The sequence below is a fragment of the Sphingopyxis sp. LK2115 genome (assembly GCF_014595975.1).
Taxonomy (GTDB): domain Bacteria; phylum Pseudomonadota; class Alphaproteobacteria; order Sphingomonadales; family Sphingomonadaceae; genus Sphingopyxis.
On the sequence record NZ_JABWGQ010000040.1, the window covers coordinates 1 to 19,500 of the forward strand.

Consider the following 19,500-nt stretch of genomic DNA (forward strand, 5'->3'; position numbering starts at 1 on the left):
ACTCCGCTAATTTACGCCGCAAGTTGCGCCAAATGTTCTGACGACGGACACCGGGCCGTTTTGTTGCGCATGAATGCCATGAAAGCAATGGCCTGCGCAGCGGAGCCCGCAGGGCGGTAGCTGCGCAGGCCGTCTGCTTCCCCTTCTGCTCAGGTCAGAAGCGCCACTGGAGCGAGGCCGTCAGGTTGCGCGGCGCGGCATAGTAGGACTGGTCCCAGTACAGGCTCTGCAAATGTTTGCGATTGGTCGCATTGGCCAGGTTGAGTGTCAGCGCCAGCTGGTCGCTGATGTCGTAGCGGCCATGCAACTGCATGGTGGCGTAGCCCCCCTGTCGGATCGTGCCGACGGCGTTGACGAGATAGATATCATCCTGCCACCGGATTGCGGTCCCCAGCGTCAACGCCGGCAGCAGCTTCCAGCGGGCCGAAAGGTTGGCCGTCGTCCTGGGCGTATAGGTGCGCACCCGGTCTCCGGCGTCATTGTTGAGCGCAAACAGGTGTGCGACGCCGCCTTGCACGGTCAGTGCGTTGCTCAGCTTTCCACCGAATTCGAGTTCCACGCCGGCGCTCTTGACCGTTATGCCACGATAGAGCGTTCCAAAGGGCGGCACGAAATCGGCAGCCTCCGGGATGTTGCTCTGTCTTGAGGAGAAGATGGCCAGTGATCCGAACAGCTTGCCTCCAAGAAAATTGCCCTTGACGCCGCCTTCAAGGCTCTGCCCCTTGGCCGAACCCAGCGGCAGAAGATCAAGTCCGGTTTCGTGCTGCGGCTCGAACAGGTCGGAATAGCTGGCATAGAGGTTGACCTGCGGGGCGATTTCATAGGTTGCCCCGACATAAGGGCTGATGGCCTTCTCACTGCGGCCGTAATCGACTTCGAAACTGATGCCGGACGAGCGAACGTCAATGTAGTTGAACCCGCCGATAAGTTTGAGCTGGTCCGTCAAGGCAAGCCGAATAGCGCCATAGATGCGCCAAACGCGGTAATCGACATCGGACGATTCGTAGGGGGCGCCGAATGCGGGCATGGCCACTTCCAGTCCAGACCAGTTCGGCAGGGCAGGCAGCGGCCCCCATGCGGGGTCAGAAAAATCGACCGGATAAGTCAGGTAATGCAGGTTGCTGTCGACGTATTGGCCACCCAACGTCAGTTCGTGTTCCCGCCCAAAGGCGCGAAGCTTGCCGACGACCTCGGCATCGCCGATCCAGCCGTCATTGGTGTGGTAATAGCCACCTGGATAGCCGAAAAGGCCCAACCCGGTGACGGGGTCCGGCGTGCCATAGACATAGAACAGCCGCGATGGCTCAGAATAGTCCTTGCGGGTCAGCGAAGTCTTGAGTGACCAATCATTGGCGAAGTCCCAGCGCAGCTCGCCAAATGCGGTCGCATCGTGGGTGTCCCAGTAAGCCCATTTCTGCGAAGTCGAGGTGCCGACCGGAAAATGAGTCTGTGTGCCGTCCGTGTAGAGCAGCGGCAGCGCACCCCACAGCGGGCTGTCCGCGTGAGTATCCTGCCGTGTATAACCAGCGACGATGCCAAGATTTTCTGCCAACCTCCCGCTCGCAATGCCCTGAATAACTGTGCGCTTCTGCTGATAGTCGCGCAGATAAGAATCGTTGGTCTGGGCAGCCCCCACCATCCGGGCCAACCAGCTGCCATCTGACGTGAGAGGGACTTCGACATCCGCTTCGGCGCGGAAGCGGTTCCAGGAGCCGGCGCTGAGTTCGCCAAACAGCCGCCGTTCGCCCGTAGGCCGCTTACGCAGGAAATTGACCGTGCCCGACGGATTGCCGGTTCCGGACAAAAGGCCGTTCGCGCCGCGCACCACCTCGATGCGATCGAATACCGCAGTGTCAAGCTGCCCGGCATATACGCCCCAGATATTGGGCAGGCCAAGACCATCCACCCGCATCGATTTGATGTCGAACCCGCGCGAGTTGTAATAGGTTCGGTCGCTCTCGGCGCGTTCCACGTTGACGCCGGTAACCAGACGCAGGACGTCATTGATGTCATCAAATCCGAAATCATCGAGATAGTCGCGCTCGATCACGGTGACCGACTGCGGCGTGTCGACAATGCTGATCGGCAAAGTGGTGGCAGCGCTTGGCTGTTCGCCCATCCGCGCTCCGGTGACGATGATTGCCGAGCGATCAACCGCATCACCGGAATCTTCGGCTGCCCCGGCAGCATATACCGGCTGCGTCATGCCGGCTGCGAACGCGATCGACGCTACCCTTATCAAATAACTGCGCTTCATTGCTTTTCCCGTTCCTGGCTCTCGCCCACGTTGAGTTCCGCCCCTTCCGAACAGCCGCGAAAGGGGCCGGGATGCGAATGCACCCGGCCGAAGTCCGGGAAAGGATGCCAGCACAAGTGCCGAAAGTTATCGGGTTGGCGAGGCACCCTCCCGGCGCGAACCAGCCGCTAATGCGAATGACTAGCAGTTGCAAGGAAGAATCGAATGTCGGCTGATCACTGGCTTTACGAGCTGAAGCGAAGGGCCGTTCGCAACGGCAGCGATCGGGGGTGACTGTCACCTGGATCCATGCGCGACCGGCTTGTGCGTCGCTGGCGCTATCGCACGATGCGGCACGCCTGCCTGACGCGGCGGACCGTCGGTGGCATGGACATTCGGCGCCTGTTGGAATGGGCCAACCACGGCAACATCCCGATCACGGCCGGGCGGCATGTCCACCTTATGATCGAGGTCCTGTCTGGCGGGGGCGACATTGTTGGCACACATGGCACCAGCGCAATCATAGCCGTTCCGAATGAAGGCTTTTGCGTAATGCGGAACCTTCGAGATGCCGGAGCTAATCGTCCCGGCGCTGCCACTGGCACGATCAATTAAAGCCGCAGACTTCACGGAAAGTAATGGCGCACCCGGAGCGATTCGAACGCCCGACCCTCAGATTCGTAGTCTGATGCTCTATCCAGCTGAGCTACGGGTGCGTGGAGCGGTGCCTTTAGGGGCCTGCGCGGAGTCGCGCAAGCCCCTTTGGGCGATTATTTGCGCAGCGCCGCCTGCGCCGCCGCCAGCCGCGCGATCGGCACGCGATAGGGGGAGGCGCTGACGTAATCGAGCCCCGTTTTCTCGCAGAAAAGAATGCTCGGCGCATCGCCGCCATGTTCGCCGCAGATGCCGAGTTTGATACCCGCGCGCGTCGTGCGGCCGCGCGTCGCGGCGAGCTCGATCAACTGTCCCACGCCCTCGACGTCGAGGCTGACGAACGGGTCGGTGACGAAAATGCCCTTGTCGACATATTGCGTCAGGAAGCGCCCCGCGTCGTCGCGGCTGATACCGATCGTCGTCTGCGTCAGATCGTTGGTGCCAAAGCTGAAAAACTCCGCCGACTCGGCGATCTCGCCCGCCATCAGCGCGGCGCGCGGCAGTTCGATCATCGTGCCGACCAGATAGGCAATCTCGCGGCCTTTCTCGGCGAACACCGCCTTCGCCTGGGCGTCGACGACCGACTTCATCAGGTCGAACTCGCGGCGCGTGGCGACGAGCGGAATCATCACCTCGGGAATCGGCGCCGCACCGGTTTCGGCGGCGACGTCGCACGCCGCCTCGAAAATCGCGCGTGCCTGCATCTCATATATTTCGGGATAGGTGACCCCCAGGCGGCACCCGCGATGGCCGAGCATCGGGTTGAACTCGTGCAGTTCGTTCGCGCGCGCTTTCAGCGCCTCGATCCCCACGCCTGCGGCTGCGGCGACGTCGGCAAAATCCTCCTCGCGCGTCGGCAGAAACTCGTGGAGCGGCGGGTCGAGCAGGCGGATCGTCACCGGCAGCCCCGCCATCACACGGAAGATCGCGGCAAAGTCGCCGCGCTGTTCGGGAAGCAGCTTGGCGAGCGCGGCGCGGCGGCCGTCCTCGCTGTCGGCGAGAATCATCTCGCGCACCGCGGTGATGCGCGCCGCGTCGAAGAACATATGTTCGGTGCGGCAAAGGCCGATCCCTTCGGCACCGAAATCGCGCGCGACCTGGGCATCCTGCGGGGTTTCGGCGTTGGTGCGCACCCTCATCCGGCGCACCTTGTCGGCCCAGCCCATCAGCGTGCCGAAATCACCGACGAGTTCGGGCAGCAAGGTCGGAACCTCGCCCGCCATCACCTCACCGGTCGAACCGTCGAGGGTGATGATGTCGCCCTCGCGCAGCTCGCGGCCCGCAACGCGCAGCACGCGCGCGGCACCGTCGATGCTGAGGCCGCCCGCGCCCGACACGCAGGGGCGCCCCATGCCGCGCGCGACGACCGCCGCGTGGCTGGTCATCCCGCCGCGTGCGGTCAGGATGCCCTTGGCGGCGTGCATCCCGTGAATGTCCTCAGGCGACGTTTCGACGCGGACGAGGATCACCGCTTCGCCCATCGCCGCGGCTTTCTCCGCGCTGTCGGCGTCGAACATGATCCTGCCCGACGCGGCGCCGGGGCTGGCGGGCAGCCCCCTGGTCAAAACATCGCGCGGCGCCTTGGGATCCAGCGTCGGGTGAAGCAGCTGGTCGAGCGCGCCCGGATCGACGCGGCCGACGGCCTCCTCCTCGCTGATCAGCCCCTCGGCGACCATATCGACCGCAATCTTGAGCGCCGCCTTGGCGGTGCGCTTGCCGGACCGCGTTTGCAGCATCCAAAGCGTTCCGCGTTCGACGGTGAACTCGATGTCCTGCATGTCGCGATAATGATTTTCGAGCGTGTCGAAGACGCGGCCGAGTTCAGCGAAGGTTTCGGGCATCGCTTCTTCCATGCTGAGCGGCTTGGCGCCCGCCTTCTCGCGCGCTTGCCTTGTCAGATATTGCGGCGTGCGGATTCCGGCGACGACGTCCTCGCCCTGCGCATTGATCAGCCATTCGCCATACCAGGCGCGCTCGCCCGTCGCGGGATCGCGGGTGAAGGCCACGCCGGTCGCCGACGTGTCGCCCATATTGCCGAACACCATCGCCTGCACATTGACCGCGGTGCCCCATTCGGCGGGGATCGAGTTCAGACGGCGATAGACTTTCGCGCGGTCGCTTTCCCAGCTTGCGAACACCGCGCCGATCGCGCCCCAAAGCTGGTCGCTCGGCTCCTGTGGAAAGGGTGCGCCGGTCTCGCGCTCGACGATCGCCTGATATTGTTTGACCAGCGCCTGCCAATCCTCCGCCGACATCTCGGTGTCGAGATAGAAGCCCTTGTCTTCCTTTGCGATTTCCAGCGCCTCCTCGAACTCGGCATGGTCGAGGCCCATGACGACGTCGGCATACATCTGAACGAAGCGGCGATAGCTGTCCCACGCAAAGCGCGGATCGCCGGAGGCTTCCGCCAGGCCGATGACGGTCCTGTCGTTGAGCCCCAGATTGAGCACCGTGTCCATCATTCCCGGCATCGACACGCGCGCGCCAGAGCGCACCGAGACGAGCAGCGGGTCGGTGGCGTCGCCGAAACGCTTGCCGGTGATCGCCTCGATGTGCGCGATGCCTGCGGCCACTTCATCGACCAGACCCGCCGGATATTGCTCGCCATTGGCATAATAAGCCGTGCAGACGTCGGTGGTGATTGTAAAGCCTGGGGGAACCGGCAGGCCGATCGAGGCCATTTCGGCGAGGTTCGATCCCTTGCCGCCCAGCAATTCCTTCGAACGCTCGGCCGTGGTGGCCGCGCCGCCGAACAAATGCACCATCTTCGTCATCTCTTGCTCCTGCTGCCCCGGGGAGGAGGTTGCGGCTGGATAGGTATGCAATCGCGCCTGGTCGATTCAGTTTTGCTTCGCTCGTTATAAGCTAAGTGGCATTTCAATTCCCGTTCGCATCGATCGCCGTCGAGATGGCCGTCGTTCCATCTTGCCTTCCCGCTTTCTCGACTTCCGGCGAAGCCGGACGTTTAGCCTGAACGCCTGCGAGGCAGCCGAAGGGCACGGCACGAACGGAAACGGACGGTCGGCTTTATCCCTCGATCTTCGAGAAATCGGCAACGCCGTGCACCGCGCCGGTAAATCGGGCGAGCAGGCCGAGCCGACAGGCGCGGACCGCCGGATCGGGATCGTTGACCATCACGCCATCGAAAAAGGCGTCGATCGGCGCGCGCAGCGATGCGAGCGCGGCCATGGCGTCGGTGAAGCGTTCGTCGGCAACCGCGGCGGCGGCGGCGGGTTCGGCGGCGTCAAGCGCGGTGAGCAGCGCCTTGTCCACATCCGTCGCCCCCGCGAAGGCGGGGGCCGCCACCTTGGGTGCGCCATCGCCAGCAATCCCGACTTCCGCTGGGATGACGGTATCTTTACCCGCTTGCTTCAATATATTCGCCGCGCGCTTATACCCCGCAAGCAAGTTTGTGCCGTCCTCGGTCGCCATGAACGCCTGCAACGCCTTCACGCGCGCGAGCAGACGCACAAGATCATCCTCACCGCCGAGCGCGAACACGGCGTCGATCAGGTCGTGGCGGACCCCGGCCTCGCGCTGCTGGACCTTGAGGCGGTCTGCGAAGAAGGCTGCCAGCTTCTTCTCGGTGTCGCCTTCCCAGACAACTCCGAACTTATCCAGATCATCCTCAACAGCCTTCAGCAGCACCTGTTCCAGGCGGAAACGCAGGCCGTTCCGTATAATGATGGCAATCACGCCCAAGGCCGCGCGCCGCAAAGCGAACGGATCTTTCGATCCGGTTGGCGCTTCATCGATCAGCACGAAGAATTGGGTGAAAACGTCGAGCTTATCCGCCAACGCCACGGCCACCGTCACCGGCGCCGTCGGCACATCATCGCCCTGCCCGACCGGTTTGTAATGGTCGCGGATCGCGTCGGCGACCGCATCGGGCAAGCCCTCGGCGCGGGCGTAATAGCCGCCCATCAGGCCCTGCAATTCGGGAAACTCGCCGACCATTTCGGTGACGAGATCGGCCTTGGCCAGTTCGGCGGCCTGCCGCGCGAGCGTGGGGTCGCAGTTCGGGACGATGCCTTCGTGCGCCAGCCATTCGGCAAGTTTGGCGACGCGCTCGACCTTGTCGGCCACCGTGCCGAGCTTCTCGTGAAAGGTGATGCGGTCCAGCTTCTTCGCATGATCCGCGAGGCGGGTCTTGCGATCCTGTTCCCAGAAAAAACGCGCGTCCGACAGCCGCGCCGCCAGCACCTTGCGATTGCCCGCGACGATTTCCGCGCCGCCGTCCGTCGCGTCGATATTCGCGGTGCAGACGAAGCCGTTCGCCAGCTTTCCATCCGGCCCGTTCACGACGAAATATTTCTGGTTCACCCGCGCGGTGAGCTGGATGACCTCAGGCGGCACCTCCAGAAACGCTTCGTCGAAACGGCCGAGCAACGGCACCGGCCATTCGGCGAGCCCGGCATTTTCGATCACCAGCCCATCGTCCTCGACAAGGCTGAGCCCGGCGTCAGCCGCCGCTTTGGCAGCGCCGCCGCGGATCATGTTCTGCCGTTCCTCATGATCGACGATGACATGGCAGGCGCGCAGTTTTTCGGCATAGTCCGACGCCGATCCGATGGTGATCTCGCCCGGACAATGGAAGCGGTGCCCGCGCGTCACGAAGCCGCTGGCGATGCCGCCGATCTCGCACGGCACGAGGTCTTCGCCAAAGATTGCGACGATGCCCGACAGCGGGCGCACCCAGCGCAGGCTTTCACTGCTCGCGCTTTCCCTGCCCCAGCGCATCGACTTGGGCCAGGCAAAGGCGCGGACGATCGCGGGGATCGCTTCGGCCAGCACGTCGGCGGTCGCGCGGCCGGGCCTGTCGATCACGGCGAAATACACGCCGTCGCGGTCCTCCAGCAGATCCTGCGTCAAGCCGGTTTTGCGGAGGAAACCCTCGAGCGCCTGCGGCGGCGCGCTGGTGCGCGGGCCTTTGATTTCTTCGCTCACGGCAGCGGTGGCGTCGGGCAGGCCCTTCGCAATCAGCGCAAGACGGCGCGGCGTTGACCAGATGGTGAGATCGCCCACCGGGACGCCCGCAGCGGCCATCTGTGCACGGAACAGCTTATCAAGCTCGGCGCGCGCACCGGCCTGCATCCGCGCCGGGATTTCCTCGCTGCGCAGTTCGAGAAGGAAGTCGGTCACAGCGTCCACCCCGGATATTTTGCGGTCCAGCTGTCGGACTGGCTGTCGATCCACGCCTTGCAGCTGCCTTTCGCAAGGTCGCGGACGCGAGCCATATAATTGGCACGTTCCTGCACACTGATGACGCCGCGCGCCTGCAACAGGTTGAACAGGTGGCTCGCCTCGATCGCCTGATCATAGGCGGCGAGCGGCACCCCCGCATCGATCGCGCGCTGGCATTCGGCTTCGGCCGCCCTGAAACCCGCGAACAGGCTGTCGGTGTCGGCAACCTCGAAGTTCCATTTCGAGAACTGGCGCTCGTTTTCGAGAAACACGTCGCCATAGCTCAACCCCGGCACGTCGCCGACGGGGTCAGAAAAGCGCAGGTCGTACACATTGTCGACGCCCTGGATATACATGGCCAGCCGCTCGAGCCCATAGGTCAGCTCGCCCGCGACGGGCTTGCAGTCAAAGCCCCCCATCTGCTGGAAATAGGTGAACTGGGTGACTTCCATCCCGTCGCACCAGACTTCCCAGCCCAATCCCCATGCGCCGAGCGTCGGCGACTCCCAGTCGTCCTCGACGAAGCGAATATCGTGAAGCAGCGGGTCGATGCCGATCGCTGCAAGGCTGCCCAGATATTGCTCCTGCAGGTCGGCGGGCGAGGGTTTGAGGATCACCTGATATTGATAATAATGCTGGAGCCGGTTGGGGTTCTCGCCATAGCGGCCATCCGTGGGCCGGCGGCTCGGCTGGACATAGGCGACATTCCATGGCTCTGGCCCCAGGCTGCGCAGCGTCGTCGCCGGATGAAAGGTTCCCGCCCCGACGCGCATGTCATAGGGCTGCAGAACCGCACAGCCCCGCGCGCTCCAGTAATTGTGCAGCGTCAGGATCATGTCCTGAAAGCTTAAGGGTTTCGTCTCCGCCGCGTCGACCACCATTCCGCTCTTTCGCAGGTGCAACAAGTTTCGCCGCCCTTGGCGCAGCGGCGCGCAAGGGTCAAGGGCGGGCGAACGGGCGGCGCGCACCGCCGGCCTGTCGCTTCGTTTCGGCCGCCCTTGAACTGCCCCACCCTATGTGGTTGAAGGTCGCCGTTCCACATCCCCTCGACCGCCATAACCGACCCACGAAAGGCCCTCCCCATGAACAGCTGGTTCAAGACGCTCGCCTCGACCTGCGCGATCATTCCTTTTGCGCAATGCGCGCTGATCCCCGGCGGCAACATGGCCTCCGCGGCCGAACCGGCGCCCGCGGCGACCACACCGGCACCGGCCACCGCTGCCGCGCCAGCGACCGTCGACGCCGACCCCGCGCTGTGGGTCGTCAAGGACGAGGACACGACCATTTATCTGTTCGGCACCGTCCATGTGCTGAAACCCGGCCTCAGCTGGTTCGACGAAGCGGTGAAGGATGCGTTCGACAAGTCCGACCAGCTGATGCTCGAACTGGTGCTGCCCGACGACCAGGCCGAGGTGGCCAGGACGATGCTGCCGCTCGCGATCGACGCGAACGGCACGACGCTGACCTCGCGGCTCGACGCGGAGCAGCTTGCAGCCTATCAGGCGGCAATGGCGAGCGTCGGCCTGCCGCCAGCGCAGTTCGACATGTTCGAACCCTGGTTCCCCGCCATCACCCTGTCGGTCCTGCCGCTCACCAAACTGGGCTATGATCCCGAACAGGGCGCCGAAAAGCAGCTCACGCGCTTTGCCAAGGCGAGTGGCAAGCCGGTGGCGGGATTCGAGACGCTGAGCGAGCAGCTCGGCTTTTTCGACGGCCTGCCCGAAACGCAGCAGATCGCCTTCCTCAATTCGGTGGTGAAGGATCTCGACACGCTGGGGCCGACGCTCGACAAGATGGTCGTGCTGTGGGCGAAAGGCGACCCCGACGGGCTCGCCGTCGCGATGAACGAAAGCCTGGCCGCGACGCCCGAACTGGCTCAGACGCTGCTTTACGATCGCAATGCGCGCTGGGCCGAGGCGCTGAAGGCGCGGATGGAGCAGCCGGGCACGGTGTTCGTCGCAGTCGGCGCGGGGCATCTTGCGGGCGAAAAGAGCGTGCAGGACTATCTGAAACAGCACGGCCTGACTGTATCGCGGGTCGATTATTGAAGCGGGCATCGGCCTCGCCCGGTCCAGCGAGGCGCCGCATCGCGGCGGCCCTTTTGCCGTTGCTGCTCGCGGCGTGCGGCCCCGCCGATCCCGGAACCAGGGCGCGACCGGCAATGTGGCTGGCCGAGGATGCCGACACGCGCATCTATATCCTGGGGTCGATGCACGCGCTGCCGCGCGGCACCGATTGGGACGACGGCGCGGTCGGCGCCGCGATCGAAGCCGCCGACGAGCTGGTGATGGAATTGTCACCGACCCAGCTCGACGCCGCCGCCGATGCGTTCCGCAAGCTGGCGCCGCGCAGCGCTCCGCTGGCAATCGACGCGCGGCTGACCGGCAAGGCGCTGATGGGTTACCGCGCGCTGGAGGCGAGCGGGCGGCCGCTGAACGCCGACGGCCTGGACGATTGGGCGGTCATGGTGCTGGTCGGCCAGCGCATCGCGCAGAATGCCAAACTGTCGCCGGAGGAAGGAGTGGAGGCGCAGTTGACCGAACGGTTCAAGGCGGCGGGCAAACCCGTCGCGGGACTGGAACGCGCGCGCGAACAGCTGATGCTGTTTGAAACACTCGATCCGGCGGCGCAGCGCATGCTGTTGATTCGCGCGGCCGAAGAGGCCGATACGGCGACCCGCGACGTGCTGGCGTTGACCGCGGCATGGAGCCGCGGCGACGTCGCGGCGTTGGAGAAGGTCGTCAACGAGGACATCGACACCGTCCCCGCGGCGCGCAAGGCGATCATCACCGATCGCAACCATCGCTGGGCCAAATGGGCGGCGCGCCGGATGGAGCGGCCGGGAACGGTGCTGATGGCGGTCGGCGCGGGGCATCTGGTCGGCGCCGACGGGGTTCCGGCATTACTGGCAGCGCAGGGGGTGCAGGTGCGGCGCGTGCAATAGGGGGGCTGGGCCGGGACGCTGCCATCGCCCCCTGATCTTCGGAGGACAGGGTAGCGCAGCTTGCTCCGCCACGAGCCGGCGAATCTCGATCCTTTCCCGCCTTCTCGCCGCCACGCTTGCTTTTCCGGCCGATCCCCGCTAAGCGCCCCGGCTTCCGCCATGGTCATCCCTGGAGGCGCGGCGGAACTGTGCAACTGTTTCTCGGAGAAATGATATGAGCGATCAGCTGACGCTGACGGCCGAGACGCGCGAACGCGGAGGCAAGGGAGCCTCGCGTGATCTGCGTCGCAACGGCCGCGTCCCCGCCGTCGTCTATGGCGGCAAGGAAGAACCCCTGATGATCCACGTCGAAGAAAAGCTGCTGATGAAGCAGCTGATGACGGGTCACTTCATGAACTCGATCGTGATGATCGAGGTCGGCGGCAAGACCATCCGCACCCTGCCCAAGGACGTCGCTTTCCACCCGGTCAAGGATCGCCCGATCCACGCCGACTTCCTGCGCATCACCAAGGACGCCAAGGTCACCGTCGCGGTGCCGGCGGTGTTCCAGAACGAAGAAAAGTCGCCGGGCCTGAAGCGCGGCGGCGTGCTGAATATCGTTCGTCACGAGCTGGAACTGGTCTGCGACGCGGACAAGATTCCCGACGAGATCGTGATCGACGTCACCGGTTTCGACATCGGCGATTCGATCCACATCAGCAATGTCACCCTGCCGAAGGGCGTCGAAAGCGCGATCACCGACCGCGACTTCACCATCGCCACCATCGTCGCCCCGTCGGCGCTCAAGTCGAGCGACGGCGACACGACCAAGGATGACGGCGAAGGCGCTTCCGAAGGCGGCGGCGAAGCCTGAGACCGGCACTTCGGCCCCTCCCCTTTGGCGGAGGGGTCGGGGTGGGGTTCCGCGGGGCAGCGCAAGGCCAGCCGGCCCGCCCCGCTGCACCCCGGATGAAATCCGGGGCGCGCTGCCCCTCCCTTGAAGCGGAGGGAAGAAAAAAAATGCAGCTCTGGGTCGGCCTTGGCAATCCGGGGCCCAAATATGCGATGCACCGCCACAATGTCGGCTTCATGGCCGCCGACGTCATCGCCGATTTCCACGATTTTCCGCCACCCGCGAAGAAGTTTCAGGGCTGGTTGCAGGACGGGCGCGTCGGATCGACGCGGATCCTGCTGCTCAAACCCGGCACCTTCATGAACGAAAGCGGCCGCAGCGTGCGTGCGGCGCTCGATTTCTACAAGCTGACCGCCGCCGACGTCACCGTCTTTTACGACGAGCTCGACCTCGCGCCCATGAAGGTCAAGGTGAAACGCGGCGGCGGTGCGGCGGGGCACAATGGCATCCGGTCGATGATCCAGCATATCGGCGACGATTTTCGCCGCGTTCGCATCGGCATCGGCCATCCGGGACACAAGGACCGCGTGACGGGCCATGTCCTCGGCAATTATCACAAGAGCGAGATGGAGCCACTGATCGACCTGCTCGGCGCAATCGCCGCCGAAGCGGAATGGCTGGCCGCGGGCGACGACGTGCGGTTCCAGAGCGATCTGGCGTTGAGATTGCAGGGGTGAACGGGACTGGTGAGCGCCGCGACGGTCGAACCCGGCCCCTTGTTCCCTCGTCATCCCCCGTCCGTCGATGGTCGCCCCTGCGAAGGCCGGGATCACGGATGGGATCGTGACAACCCGCCGCCCCACGGCCCCCACCCCGCCGCCGATTTGGCACAGACCGCCGACTGAGGCATGATGGATGCGAAAGGAGCCATTCGCCATGCCGCATACCCCCAATCGCCGCGAGATTCTTGCCGGAGCCGCTGCGCTGTCCGCCGCCGCCCCCGCCCTGCTCCACGCCGCGACGCCCGCCGACAATCCGTCGCTCAAAGGCCGCACGGTGCTGATCACCGGTTGTTCGAGCGGTTTTGGCCGTCTCGGCGCGCTGCATTGTGCGCGGCTTGGCGCAAAGGTGATTGCAACGATGCGCGGATTGCCGCGCGTCGAAGCGGAAAGCCTGGCCGCCGAGGCCGCGAAAGAGAAGCTCGACCTCCACATCGTCGAAATCGACGTGACGAACGATGCCTCGGTCGCGAGCGGGACCGCGAAGGCGCTCGACATTGCGGGCGGGCACATCGACACACTGGTCAACAATGCCGGGATCGGCATCACCGGACCGGTCGAGGTGCAGGATATGATGGCGACGCAGCTGATCTTCGACACCAATGTCTTTGGCATCCAGCGGATGCTCCGCGCGCTGCTGCCGCAGATGCGCGCCGCCCGATCGGGTCAGGTCTTCAACATTTCGTCCCAGCTCGGCCGTGTTATCGTGCCCGGCGGCGGCCATTATTCGGCGACCAAGTTCGCGGTCGAGGCCCTGTCCGAACAGCTCGCCTATGAACTGGTGCCGCACGGCATCGACGTCACGATCATCCAGCCGGGCGGTTACCCGACGAAAGTGTGGGTCAACCGCAACGCCTATACCGGCGCGCTGAAAGCGCGGAGCGACGCGGCGCTGCTTGATGCTTATGCACCCTTCACGCGCGGCATGGGGACCGAGGACGGCAGCGGGCGCAGCGCCGATCCGCTCGACGTGCCGCGCGCGATCGCCGAAATCATGGCGATGCCCGCGGGCAAGCGGCCGCTGCGCCGCGCAGTGCATCCGGGGAACAAGCCGCAGGAGGCGATCAACCGCGTGTCGGCCGAGGTCCAGCTTGCCTGGCTCGGCGGATCGGCGTTGGGGCCGCTCGTGAAAGCGGTCCACGACTGAGGCGCGGGCGGCTATGGTGTCCGTTTGGGCGGCGGGGGCGGTGATCCGTCAGCGGTCTGCGCCATAAGCGTCACGCACATCGTGCGGTGGACCGGATGGCGCCCGCAGGCGATGCCGACAAAACGGTGGGTGGGGCGGAGCAGGCTGAAACGGTGGCCGCGGTCGGGAACCCCATCGTCGATCAGCAGCTGGTCGACGACGCCTTCGGGCGTGTGATGCCCATAGGTGATGACTTCGTTGACATAGGGTCCGCCGCCGCGCGCGCGCATCCGTTCGCCGGGCCCCTGCCCCCGCGTATAATGGCCGACCGCACCAGATCGCGACTGGACCGCGACATGATCGGCGGCGGCGCGGGCGAGCAGATCGCTCCATTCGAGACGCGGCAAGGGTCGCTCGCGGCTGAGTTCGCGGATCGCCTCGTCGACCGCAACGACGCCTTCACGCGTCAGAATGTCAATCTCCCCCTCCTCCGCGGCGCGCAGCCGCCGCCCCTCGAACCGCGGGCGATAATCGCGCAGAAAATCAGCATAGGCGGCAGGATCACTGCGGAAACGGTTGAGTTCGGCGAACACCCCCGCCTCGAACCGGTCGGGAGAGGCAAGCGCAGACGTTGCGCCCACGGCGATCAGGAAAAGAATGACGACAGGCGGGCGCGAGGGTTTCATAGGCCGGGCGATAAAGCGCCAAGTCTGAACGCTGTGCAACCGCAAAGGCTGGTGCCGCACGCGTCTTGGCGCTAGGGGCGCTGCGACGCCGGGGTCATCCGGCCTGATGGAGTGTTTATGGGTTTCAAATGCGGGATCGTCGGATTGCCCAACGTCGGCAAGTCCACCCTGTTCAACGCGCTCACCGAAACCGCGGCGGCGCAGGCGGCAAACTATCCCTTTTGCACGATCGAGCCGAATATCGGCAATGTCGCGGTGCCCGATGACCGGCTCGACAAGCTGGCGGCGATTGCAAACAGCAAGAAGATCATCGCGACGCAGCTCGCCTTCGTCGACATCGCCGGGCTGGTGCGCGGCGCGTCGAAGGGCGAAGGACTGGGCAACCAGTTCCTTGGCAACATCCGCGAGGTCGATGCGATCGTTCACGTCCTGCGCTGTTTCGAAAATGACGACATCCAGCATGTCGAAAACCGCGTCGATCCCGTCGCCGATGCCGAAACGGTCGAGACCGAGCTGCTGCTCGCCGACCTCGAAAGCCTGGAAAAGCGCGTCCCCGCCTTTGCCAAAAAAGCGGCTCAGGGCGACAAGGAGGCCAAGATCGCCGCTTCGGTGCTGGGCCAGGCGCTCGACCTGTTGCGCGACGGTAAACCCGCGCGGCTGGTCGAACCCAGGGACGACGAGGAAGCGCGCGTGCTACGCAATGCGCAGCTGCTGACCTCGAAACCCGTGCTTTACGTCTGTAATGTCGACGAAGGCAGCGCGGCGAACGGCAACGCCTTATCCGAAAAAGTATTTGCCAAGGCCGCCGCCGAAGGCGCGCAGGCCGTCGTCGTCTCGGCTGCGATCGAAAGCGAGCTGGTGACGATGGACATGGCCGACCGGATGGAGTTCCTGTCCGAAATGGGGCTCAGCGAGACCGGCCTCGCCCGCGTTATCCGCGCAGGCTATGCGCTGCTCCGCCTCATCACCTTCTTCACCGTCGGCCCACAGGAAGCGCGCGCGTGGACCGTGCATCAGGGCGCCACCGCACCCGAAGCCGCGGGCGAGATCCACAGCGATTTCCAGAAGGGCTTCATCCGCGCCGAAACGATCGCCTATGACGATTATGTCGCGCTGGGCGGCGAAGCCAGGGCGCGCGAAGCCGGCAAGCTGCGCGCCGAAGGCAAGGGCTATGTCGTGCAGGATGGCGATGTGATGCATTTCCTGCATAGTTGACGCAGCCCAGGCTATTCCGCCGCGCCGTTGCCGGGCGCGTCGCTTGACAATCGGCCCGACTCAGCCTAGTTGCGCTTCCATTCCGACAGGCTGACCGGACGGCGAAGCGCAGCGGCGCGTTCGTGGTCCGTTTTTTGCGTTGGAAATCAGACGCTTTGAGATGGGGCCGTTTGCCAGCGCGCCCTGTGGAGCAGGAGAAAGTTAACAATGGCACGTATCGCGGGCGTCAACCTGCCCACCAACAAGCGCGTGATCATCGCGCTCACCTATATCCATGGCATCGGCCGCAAGACCGCCGTCGACATCGCCGACAAGCTGGGCATCGACCACAGCCGCCGTGTTCAGGACCTGTCGGACGCCGAAGTTCTGCAGATCCGCGAAACGATCGACGCCGATCACACGGTCGAGGGCGACCTTCGCCGCAACACGGCGATGAACATCAAGCGCCTGATGGACCTCGCCTGCTATCGCGGCCTGCGCCATCGCAAGGGCCTTCCCGTTCGCGGCCAGCGCACGCACACCAATGCGCGCACCCGCAAGGGCAAGGCCAAGCCGATCGCCGGCAAGAAAAAGTAAGTCGGTTTTTCCGCGTCGGCGGCCGCCCATCGCGGCTGCGCCCCGGCCCGCTTTACGGATTTAGGTTAGGATTTCATCATGGCTCGTGAACCCCAGCGCCTTCGTCGGCGCGAACGCAAGAATATCTCGTCGGGTGTGGCCCACGTCAACGCGACCTTCAACAACACGATGATCACCATCACCGACGCGCAGGGCAATGCCATTGCCTGGTCGAGCGCCGGCATGATGGGTTTCAAGGGCAGCCGCAAATCGACCCCCTATGCGGCGCAGGTCTGCGCCGAAGACGCGGGCAAGAAGGCCGCTGAACATGGCGTCCGCACGCTTGAAGTCGAAGTCAAGGGCCCCGGCGCCGGCCGCGAATCGGCGCTGCGCGCGTTGCAGGCGGTGGGTTTCCACATCACGTCGATCCGCGACGTGACCCCGATCCCGCACAATGGCGTCCGCCCGGCCAAGCGCCGCCGCGTCTGACGTCCTTTCGGCCGCGCCCCGGAACGGGGCGCCGCTCGCGTAAAACTCCTCGCTGGACCGATGGCCGACCCCCATCCGTCCCGCCACTAGCAAAGGGAAATCCATGACTGTCAACATCCGGAACTGGCAGGAATTGAAGAAGCCCAGCAACCTGGAAATCAAGGCCGGCGGCGACGGCAAGCGCAAGGCGACCTTTGTTGCCGAACCGCTCGAACGCGGTTTCGGTCTGACGCTGGGCAACGCGCTGCGCCGCGTGCTGCTTTCGTCGCTCCAGGGTGCGGCGATCACCTCGATCAAGATCGAAAATGTGCTGCACGAGTTTTCGAGCCTGGCCGGCGTGCGCGAAGACGTCACCGACATCGTGCTCAACGTCAAGCAGATCGCGCTCAAGATGGAAGGCGAAGGTCCGAAGCGGCTCCAGCTTTCGGCGACCGGTCCCGCAACCGTCAAGGCGGGCGACATCATGGTGTCGGGCGACATCAAGGTGATGAACCCGAACCATGTCATCTGCCACCTCGACGAGGGCGCGACGCTGAACATGGAACTCGTCGCCGACACCGGCAAAGGCTATGTTCCGGCGACCGCCAACCGCCCGGCCGACGCGCCGATCGGGCTGATCCCGGTGGACTCGCTCTATTCGCCGGTGCGCCAGGTCGCCTACAAGGTCGACAATGCCCGCATCGGGCAGGAACTGGACTATGACAAGCTGAACCTGACCGTCGAAACCGACGGCACGGTGACGCCGGAAGATGCCGTCGCTTACGCCGCGCGCATCCTGCAGGACCAGCTCCAGGTCTTCGTCCACTTCGAAGAAGCGATGAACGACAGCGGCCTCATCGGCATGGCGGCCCCGTCGGCCGCAAGCGATGAGTCCGACGTCAACCAGCTCAACCGCTTCCTCCTGAAGAAGGTCGACGAGCTTGAATTGTCGGTCCGTTCGGCCAACTGCCTGAAGAACGACAATATCATCTATATCGGCGATCTGGTTCAGAAGACCGAAGCCGAAATGCTCCGCACGCCGAACTTCGGCCGCAAGTCCCTGAACGAAATCAAGGAAGTGCTGTCGTCGATGGGTCTGCGGCTCGGCATGGACATCCCCGGCTGGCCGCCCGAAAATATCGAGGAAATGGCCAAGAAGCTGGAACAGGAACTGCTGGGATAATGGCGCTCTCCCCATCTGGGGAGAGGTCAAGGAACGGGAATGGGTCGGCCCGCAAATCGACCTGGCTTGGGGTACCTCACACGGCCCCTTTGACAAACGAAGGAAGAAATCATGCGTCACAAATCGGGTGGCCGGAAGCTGCAGCGCACGAGCGCACACCGCACGGCCCTGTTCCGCAACATGTCGGCTTCGCTGATCAAGCATGAGCAGATCACGACGACGCTCGCCAAGGCGAAGGAACTGCGTCCCTATGTCGAAAAGCTGGTCACGCTGGCAAAGCGCGGGGGCCTCGCCAACCGCCGCCTCGCGATGAGCCGCCTGATGGACGAAGCCCAGCTTGCCAAGCTGTTCGACGTGCTCGCGGAACGCTATAAGGACCGCAATGGCGGTTATACCCGCATCATCAAGGCCGGTATCCGCGCCTCGGACGCCGCGCCGATCGCGATCATCGAATTCGTCGACCGCGACGTTGATGCCAAGGGCCAGGATTCGGGCCCGGTGATGACGGACGAGGCACTGGAAGACGCATAAACCGCGCCTTCGCAGATACAGGATCAAGGGCGGCGTCCGGCAGGACGACCGCCCTTTTTCGTGCCGCAGCGCCTGCTTTTGGGGCGGGGAGCGGATATTCGCCCTGCCGCCATATCCCGGCGAAAGCCTGGCCCCGGGGCGCCCCAGGGCTGGCGTCGGCTCATCCCGCTCTGGACCCCGGCTTTCGCCGTGGCACGGAAATTATCGGTCGTCAGCCGTCACCCCGACAAAAAAGGAAAACCGGCGCGGATTGCTCCGCACCGGCTTCCCTCGGTTAACTTTTGCGCGATGCGGGCGTCAGGCGACGCGGCGCACCTCATTGCCTTCGTCGTCGATGTCGCGAAGGACATAACCGCGGCCCCAGACCGTCTCGATATAATTTTCGCCCCCGCAGGCGAGCGCGAGTTTTTTGCGCAGTTTGCAGATGAAGACGTCGATGATCTTCAACTCGGGCTCGTCCATCCCGCCATAAAGGTGGTTCAGGAACATTTCCTTGGTGAGCGTCGTGCCCTTGCGCAGGCTCAACAGCTCGAGCATCTGATATTCCTTGCCGGTCAGATGCACGCGGATGCTGTCGACCTCGACCGTCTTGGTGTCGAGATTGACCGCGAGCTTGCCGGTCTTGATGACGCTCTGGCTGTGCCCCTTCGACCGGCGAACGACCGCGTGGATGCGGGCGACCAGCTCGTCGCGGTGGAACGGCTTGGTGACATAATCGTCGGCGCCGAATCCGAACGAGCGCACCTTCGAATCCATTTCCGAAATGCCCGACAGGATCAGCACCGGCGTCTGCACCTTGGCGGTGCGAAGCTTCTTGAGCACGTCATAGCCGTGCATGTCGGGCAGGTTCAGGTCGAGCAGGATGATGTCGTAATCATAGAGCTTACCCAGATCGAGGCCCTCTTCGCCCAGATCGGTGGTGTAGACGTTGAAGCCCTCGGTCGTGAGCATCGTATCGATCGCTTTCGCGGTCGTCGGCTCGTCCTCGATCAGCAGTACGCGCATTGGGCACCCCTTGACTGTTTCCCACGATGATCCCGCGAACCGATCGCATGACCATCAAGGATGTCACCGACCAACCCCCGTTGCAGGACTGCCGGAACATTA

16 protein-coding genes and 1 tRNA gene are annotated in these 19,500 nt (G+C 64.3%); 10 read left to right on the forward strand and 7 right to left on the reverse strand.

What is annotated here, in order from left to right; all coding sequences use genetic code 11:
• Positions 1–154: 154 nt before the first annotated feature.
• From HUW43_RS07340 to HUW43_RS07360, 5 genes are all read right to left on the reverse strand, one after another.
• The gene (locus tag HUW43_RS07340; protein WP_188236782.1) at positions 155–2,257 is read right to left on the reverse strand and encodes a TonB-dependent siderophore receptor; all 2,103 of its coding nucleotides are present in this window, start codon (positions 2,255–2,257) and stop codon (positions 155–157) included.
• Between the two features lie 618 nt (positions 2,258–2,875).
• A tRNA-Arg gene (locus tag HUW43_RS07345) sits at positions 2,876–2,952 on the reverse strand.
• A gap of 54 nt (positions 2,953–3,006) precedes the next feature.
• Complete coding sequence (ppdK, locus tag HUW43_RS07350; protein ID WP_188236783.1) at positions 3,007–5,664, reverse strand: pyruvate, phosphate dikinase; 2,658 nt, start codon at positions 5,662–5,664, stop codon at positions 3,007–3,009.
• A gap of 253 nt (positions 5,665–5,917) precedes the next feature.
• Complete coding sequence (gene glyS, locus HUW43_RS07355; protein ID WP_188236784.1) at positions 5,918–8,032, reverse strand: glycine--tRNA ligase subunit beta; 2,115 nt, start codon at positions 8,030–8,032, stop codon at positions 5,918–5,920.
• On the reverse strand, positions 8,029–8,955 hold the full coding sequence (locus HUW43_RS07360; RefSeq protein ID WP_188236785.1) for a glycine--tRNA ligase subunit alpha: 927 nt from the start codon (positions 8,953–8,955) through the stop codon (positions 8,029–8,031). Before HUW43_RS07360 ends, glyS begins: the two co-directional genes overlap by 4 nt.
• Positions 8,956–9,156: 201 nt before the next feature.
• Here HUW43_RS07360 and HUW43_RS07365 point away from each other — a divergent pair, with 201 nt between their 5' ends.
• The 5 genes from HUW43_RS07365 (at position 9,157) to HUW43_RS07385 (ending at position 13,776) form a co-directional block, all read left to right on the forward strand.
• On the forward strand, positions 9,157–10,122 hold the full coding sequence (locus tag HUW43_RS07365; protein ID WP_188236786.1) for a TraB/GumN family protein: 966 nt from the start codon (positions 9,157–9,159) through the stop codon (positions 10,120–10,122).
• 53 nt (positions 10,123–10,175) lie between these two features.
• On the forward strand, positions 10,176–11,018 hold the full coding sequence (locus HUW43_RS07370; RefSeq protein ID WP_223181367.1) for a TraB/GumN family protein: 843 nt from the start codon (positions 10,176–10,178) through the stop codon (positions 11,016–11,018).
• 214 nt (positions 11,019–11,232) lie between these two features.
• Entirely contained in the window at positions 11,233–11,871 is a 639-nt protein-coding gene (locus HUW43_RS07375) for a 50S ribosomal protein L25/general stress protein Ctc (RefSeq protein WP_188236788.1), read from the forward strand.
• 146 nt (positions 11,872–12,017) lie between these two features.
• Positions 12,018–12,587, forward strand: a complete 570-nt coding sequence (gene pth / locus HUW43_RS07380) for an aminoacyl-tRNA hydrolase (protein ID WP_188236789.1) — start codon at positions 12,018–12,020, stop codon at positions 12,585–12,587.
• A 199-nt stretch (positions 12,588–12,786) separates the two neighbouring features.
• A complete protein-coding gene (locus HUW43_RS07385; protein WP_188236790.1) occupies positions 12,787–13,776 on the forward strand; it encodes an SDR family oxidoreductase in 990 nt (329 codons plus the stop codon).
• A gap of 11 nt (positions 13,777–13,787) precedes the next feature.
• On the opposite strand, the gene HUW43_RS07390 is transcribed toward HUW43_RS07385, so the two are convergent.
• Complete coding sequence (locus HUW43_RS07390) at positions 13,788–14,441, reverse strand: CAP domain-containing protein (protein WP_188236791.1); 654 nt, start codon at positions 14,439–14,441, stop codon at positions 13,788–13,790.
• Between the two features lie 117 nt (positions 14,442–14,558).
• Here HUW43_RS07390 and ychF point away from each other — a divergent pair, with 117 nt between their 5' ends.
• The 5 genes from ychF (at position 14,559) to rplQ (ending at position 18,393) form a co-directional block, all read left to right on the forward strand.
• Entirely contained in the window at positions 14,559–15,656 is a 1,098-nt protein-coding gene (ychF, locus tag HUW43_RS07395) for a redox-regulated ATPase YchF (protein ID WP_188236792.1), read from the forward strand.
• 207 nt (positions 15,657–15,863) lie between these two features.
• Positions 15,864–16,232 (forward strand): 30S ribosomal protein S13, encoded by a 369-nt coding sequence (gene rpsM / locus HUW43_RS07400; protein ID WP_120219119.1) that lies wholly within the window; start codon positions 15,864–15,866, stop codon positions 16,230–16,232.
• Between the two features lie 78 nt (positions 16,233–16,310).
• Positions 16,311–16,700 (forward strand): 30S ribosomal protein S11, encoded by a 390-nt coding sequence (rpsK, locus tag HUW43_RS07405; protein ID WP_003040416.1) that lies wholly within the window; start codon positions 16,311–16,313, stop codon positions 16,698–16,700.
• A 103-nt stretch (positions 16,701–16,803) separates the two neighbouring features.
• Positions 16,804–17,862 carry a DNA-directed RNA polymerase subunit alpha gene (locus HUW43_RS07410; protein ID WP_053554921.1) on the forward strand — a complete coding sequence of 353 codons (1,059 nt, stop codon included), beginning with the start codon at positions 16,804–16,806 and terminating at the stop codon, positions 17,860–17,862.
• Positions 17,863–17,973: 111 nt separating this feature from the next.
• The gene (gene rplQ, locus HUW43_RS07415) at positions 17,974–18,393 is read left to right on the forward strand and encodes a 50S ribosomal protein L17 (protein ID WP_188236793.1); all 420 of its coding nucleotides are present in this window, start codon (positions 17,974–17,976) and stop codon (positions 18,391–18,393) included.
• 297 nt (positions 18,394–18,690) lie between these two features.
• Here the strand turns inward: rplQ and ctrA are convergent, their stop codons facing one another.
• Entirely contained in the window at positions 18,691–19,398 is a 708-nt protein-coding gene (ctrA, locus tag HUW43_RS07420) for a response regulator transcription factor CtrA (protein WP_037557325.1), read from the reverse strand.
• Positions 19,399–19,500: the final 102 nt, after the last annotated feature.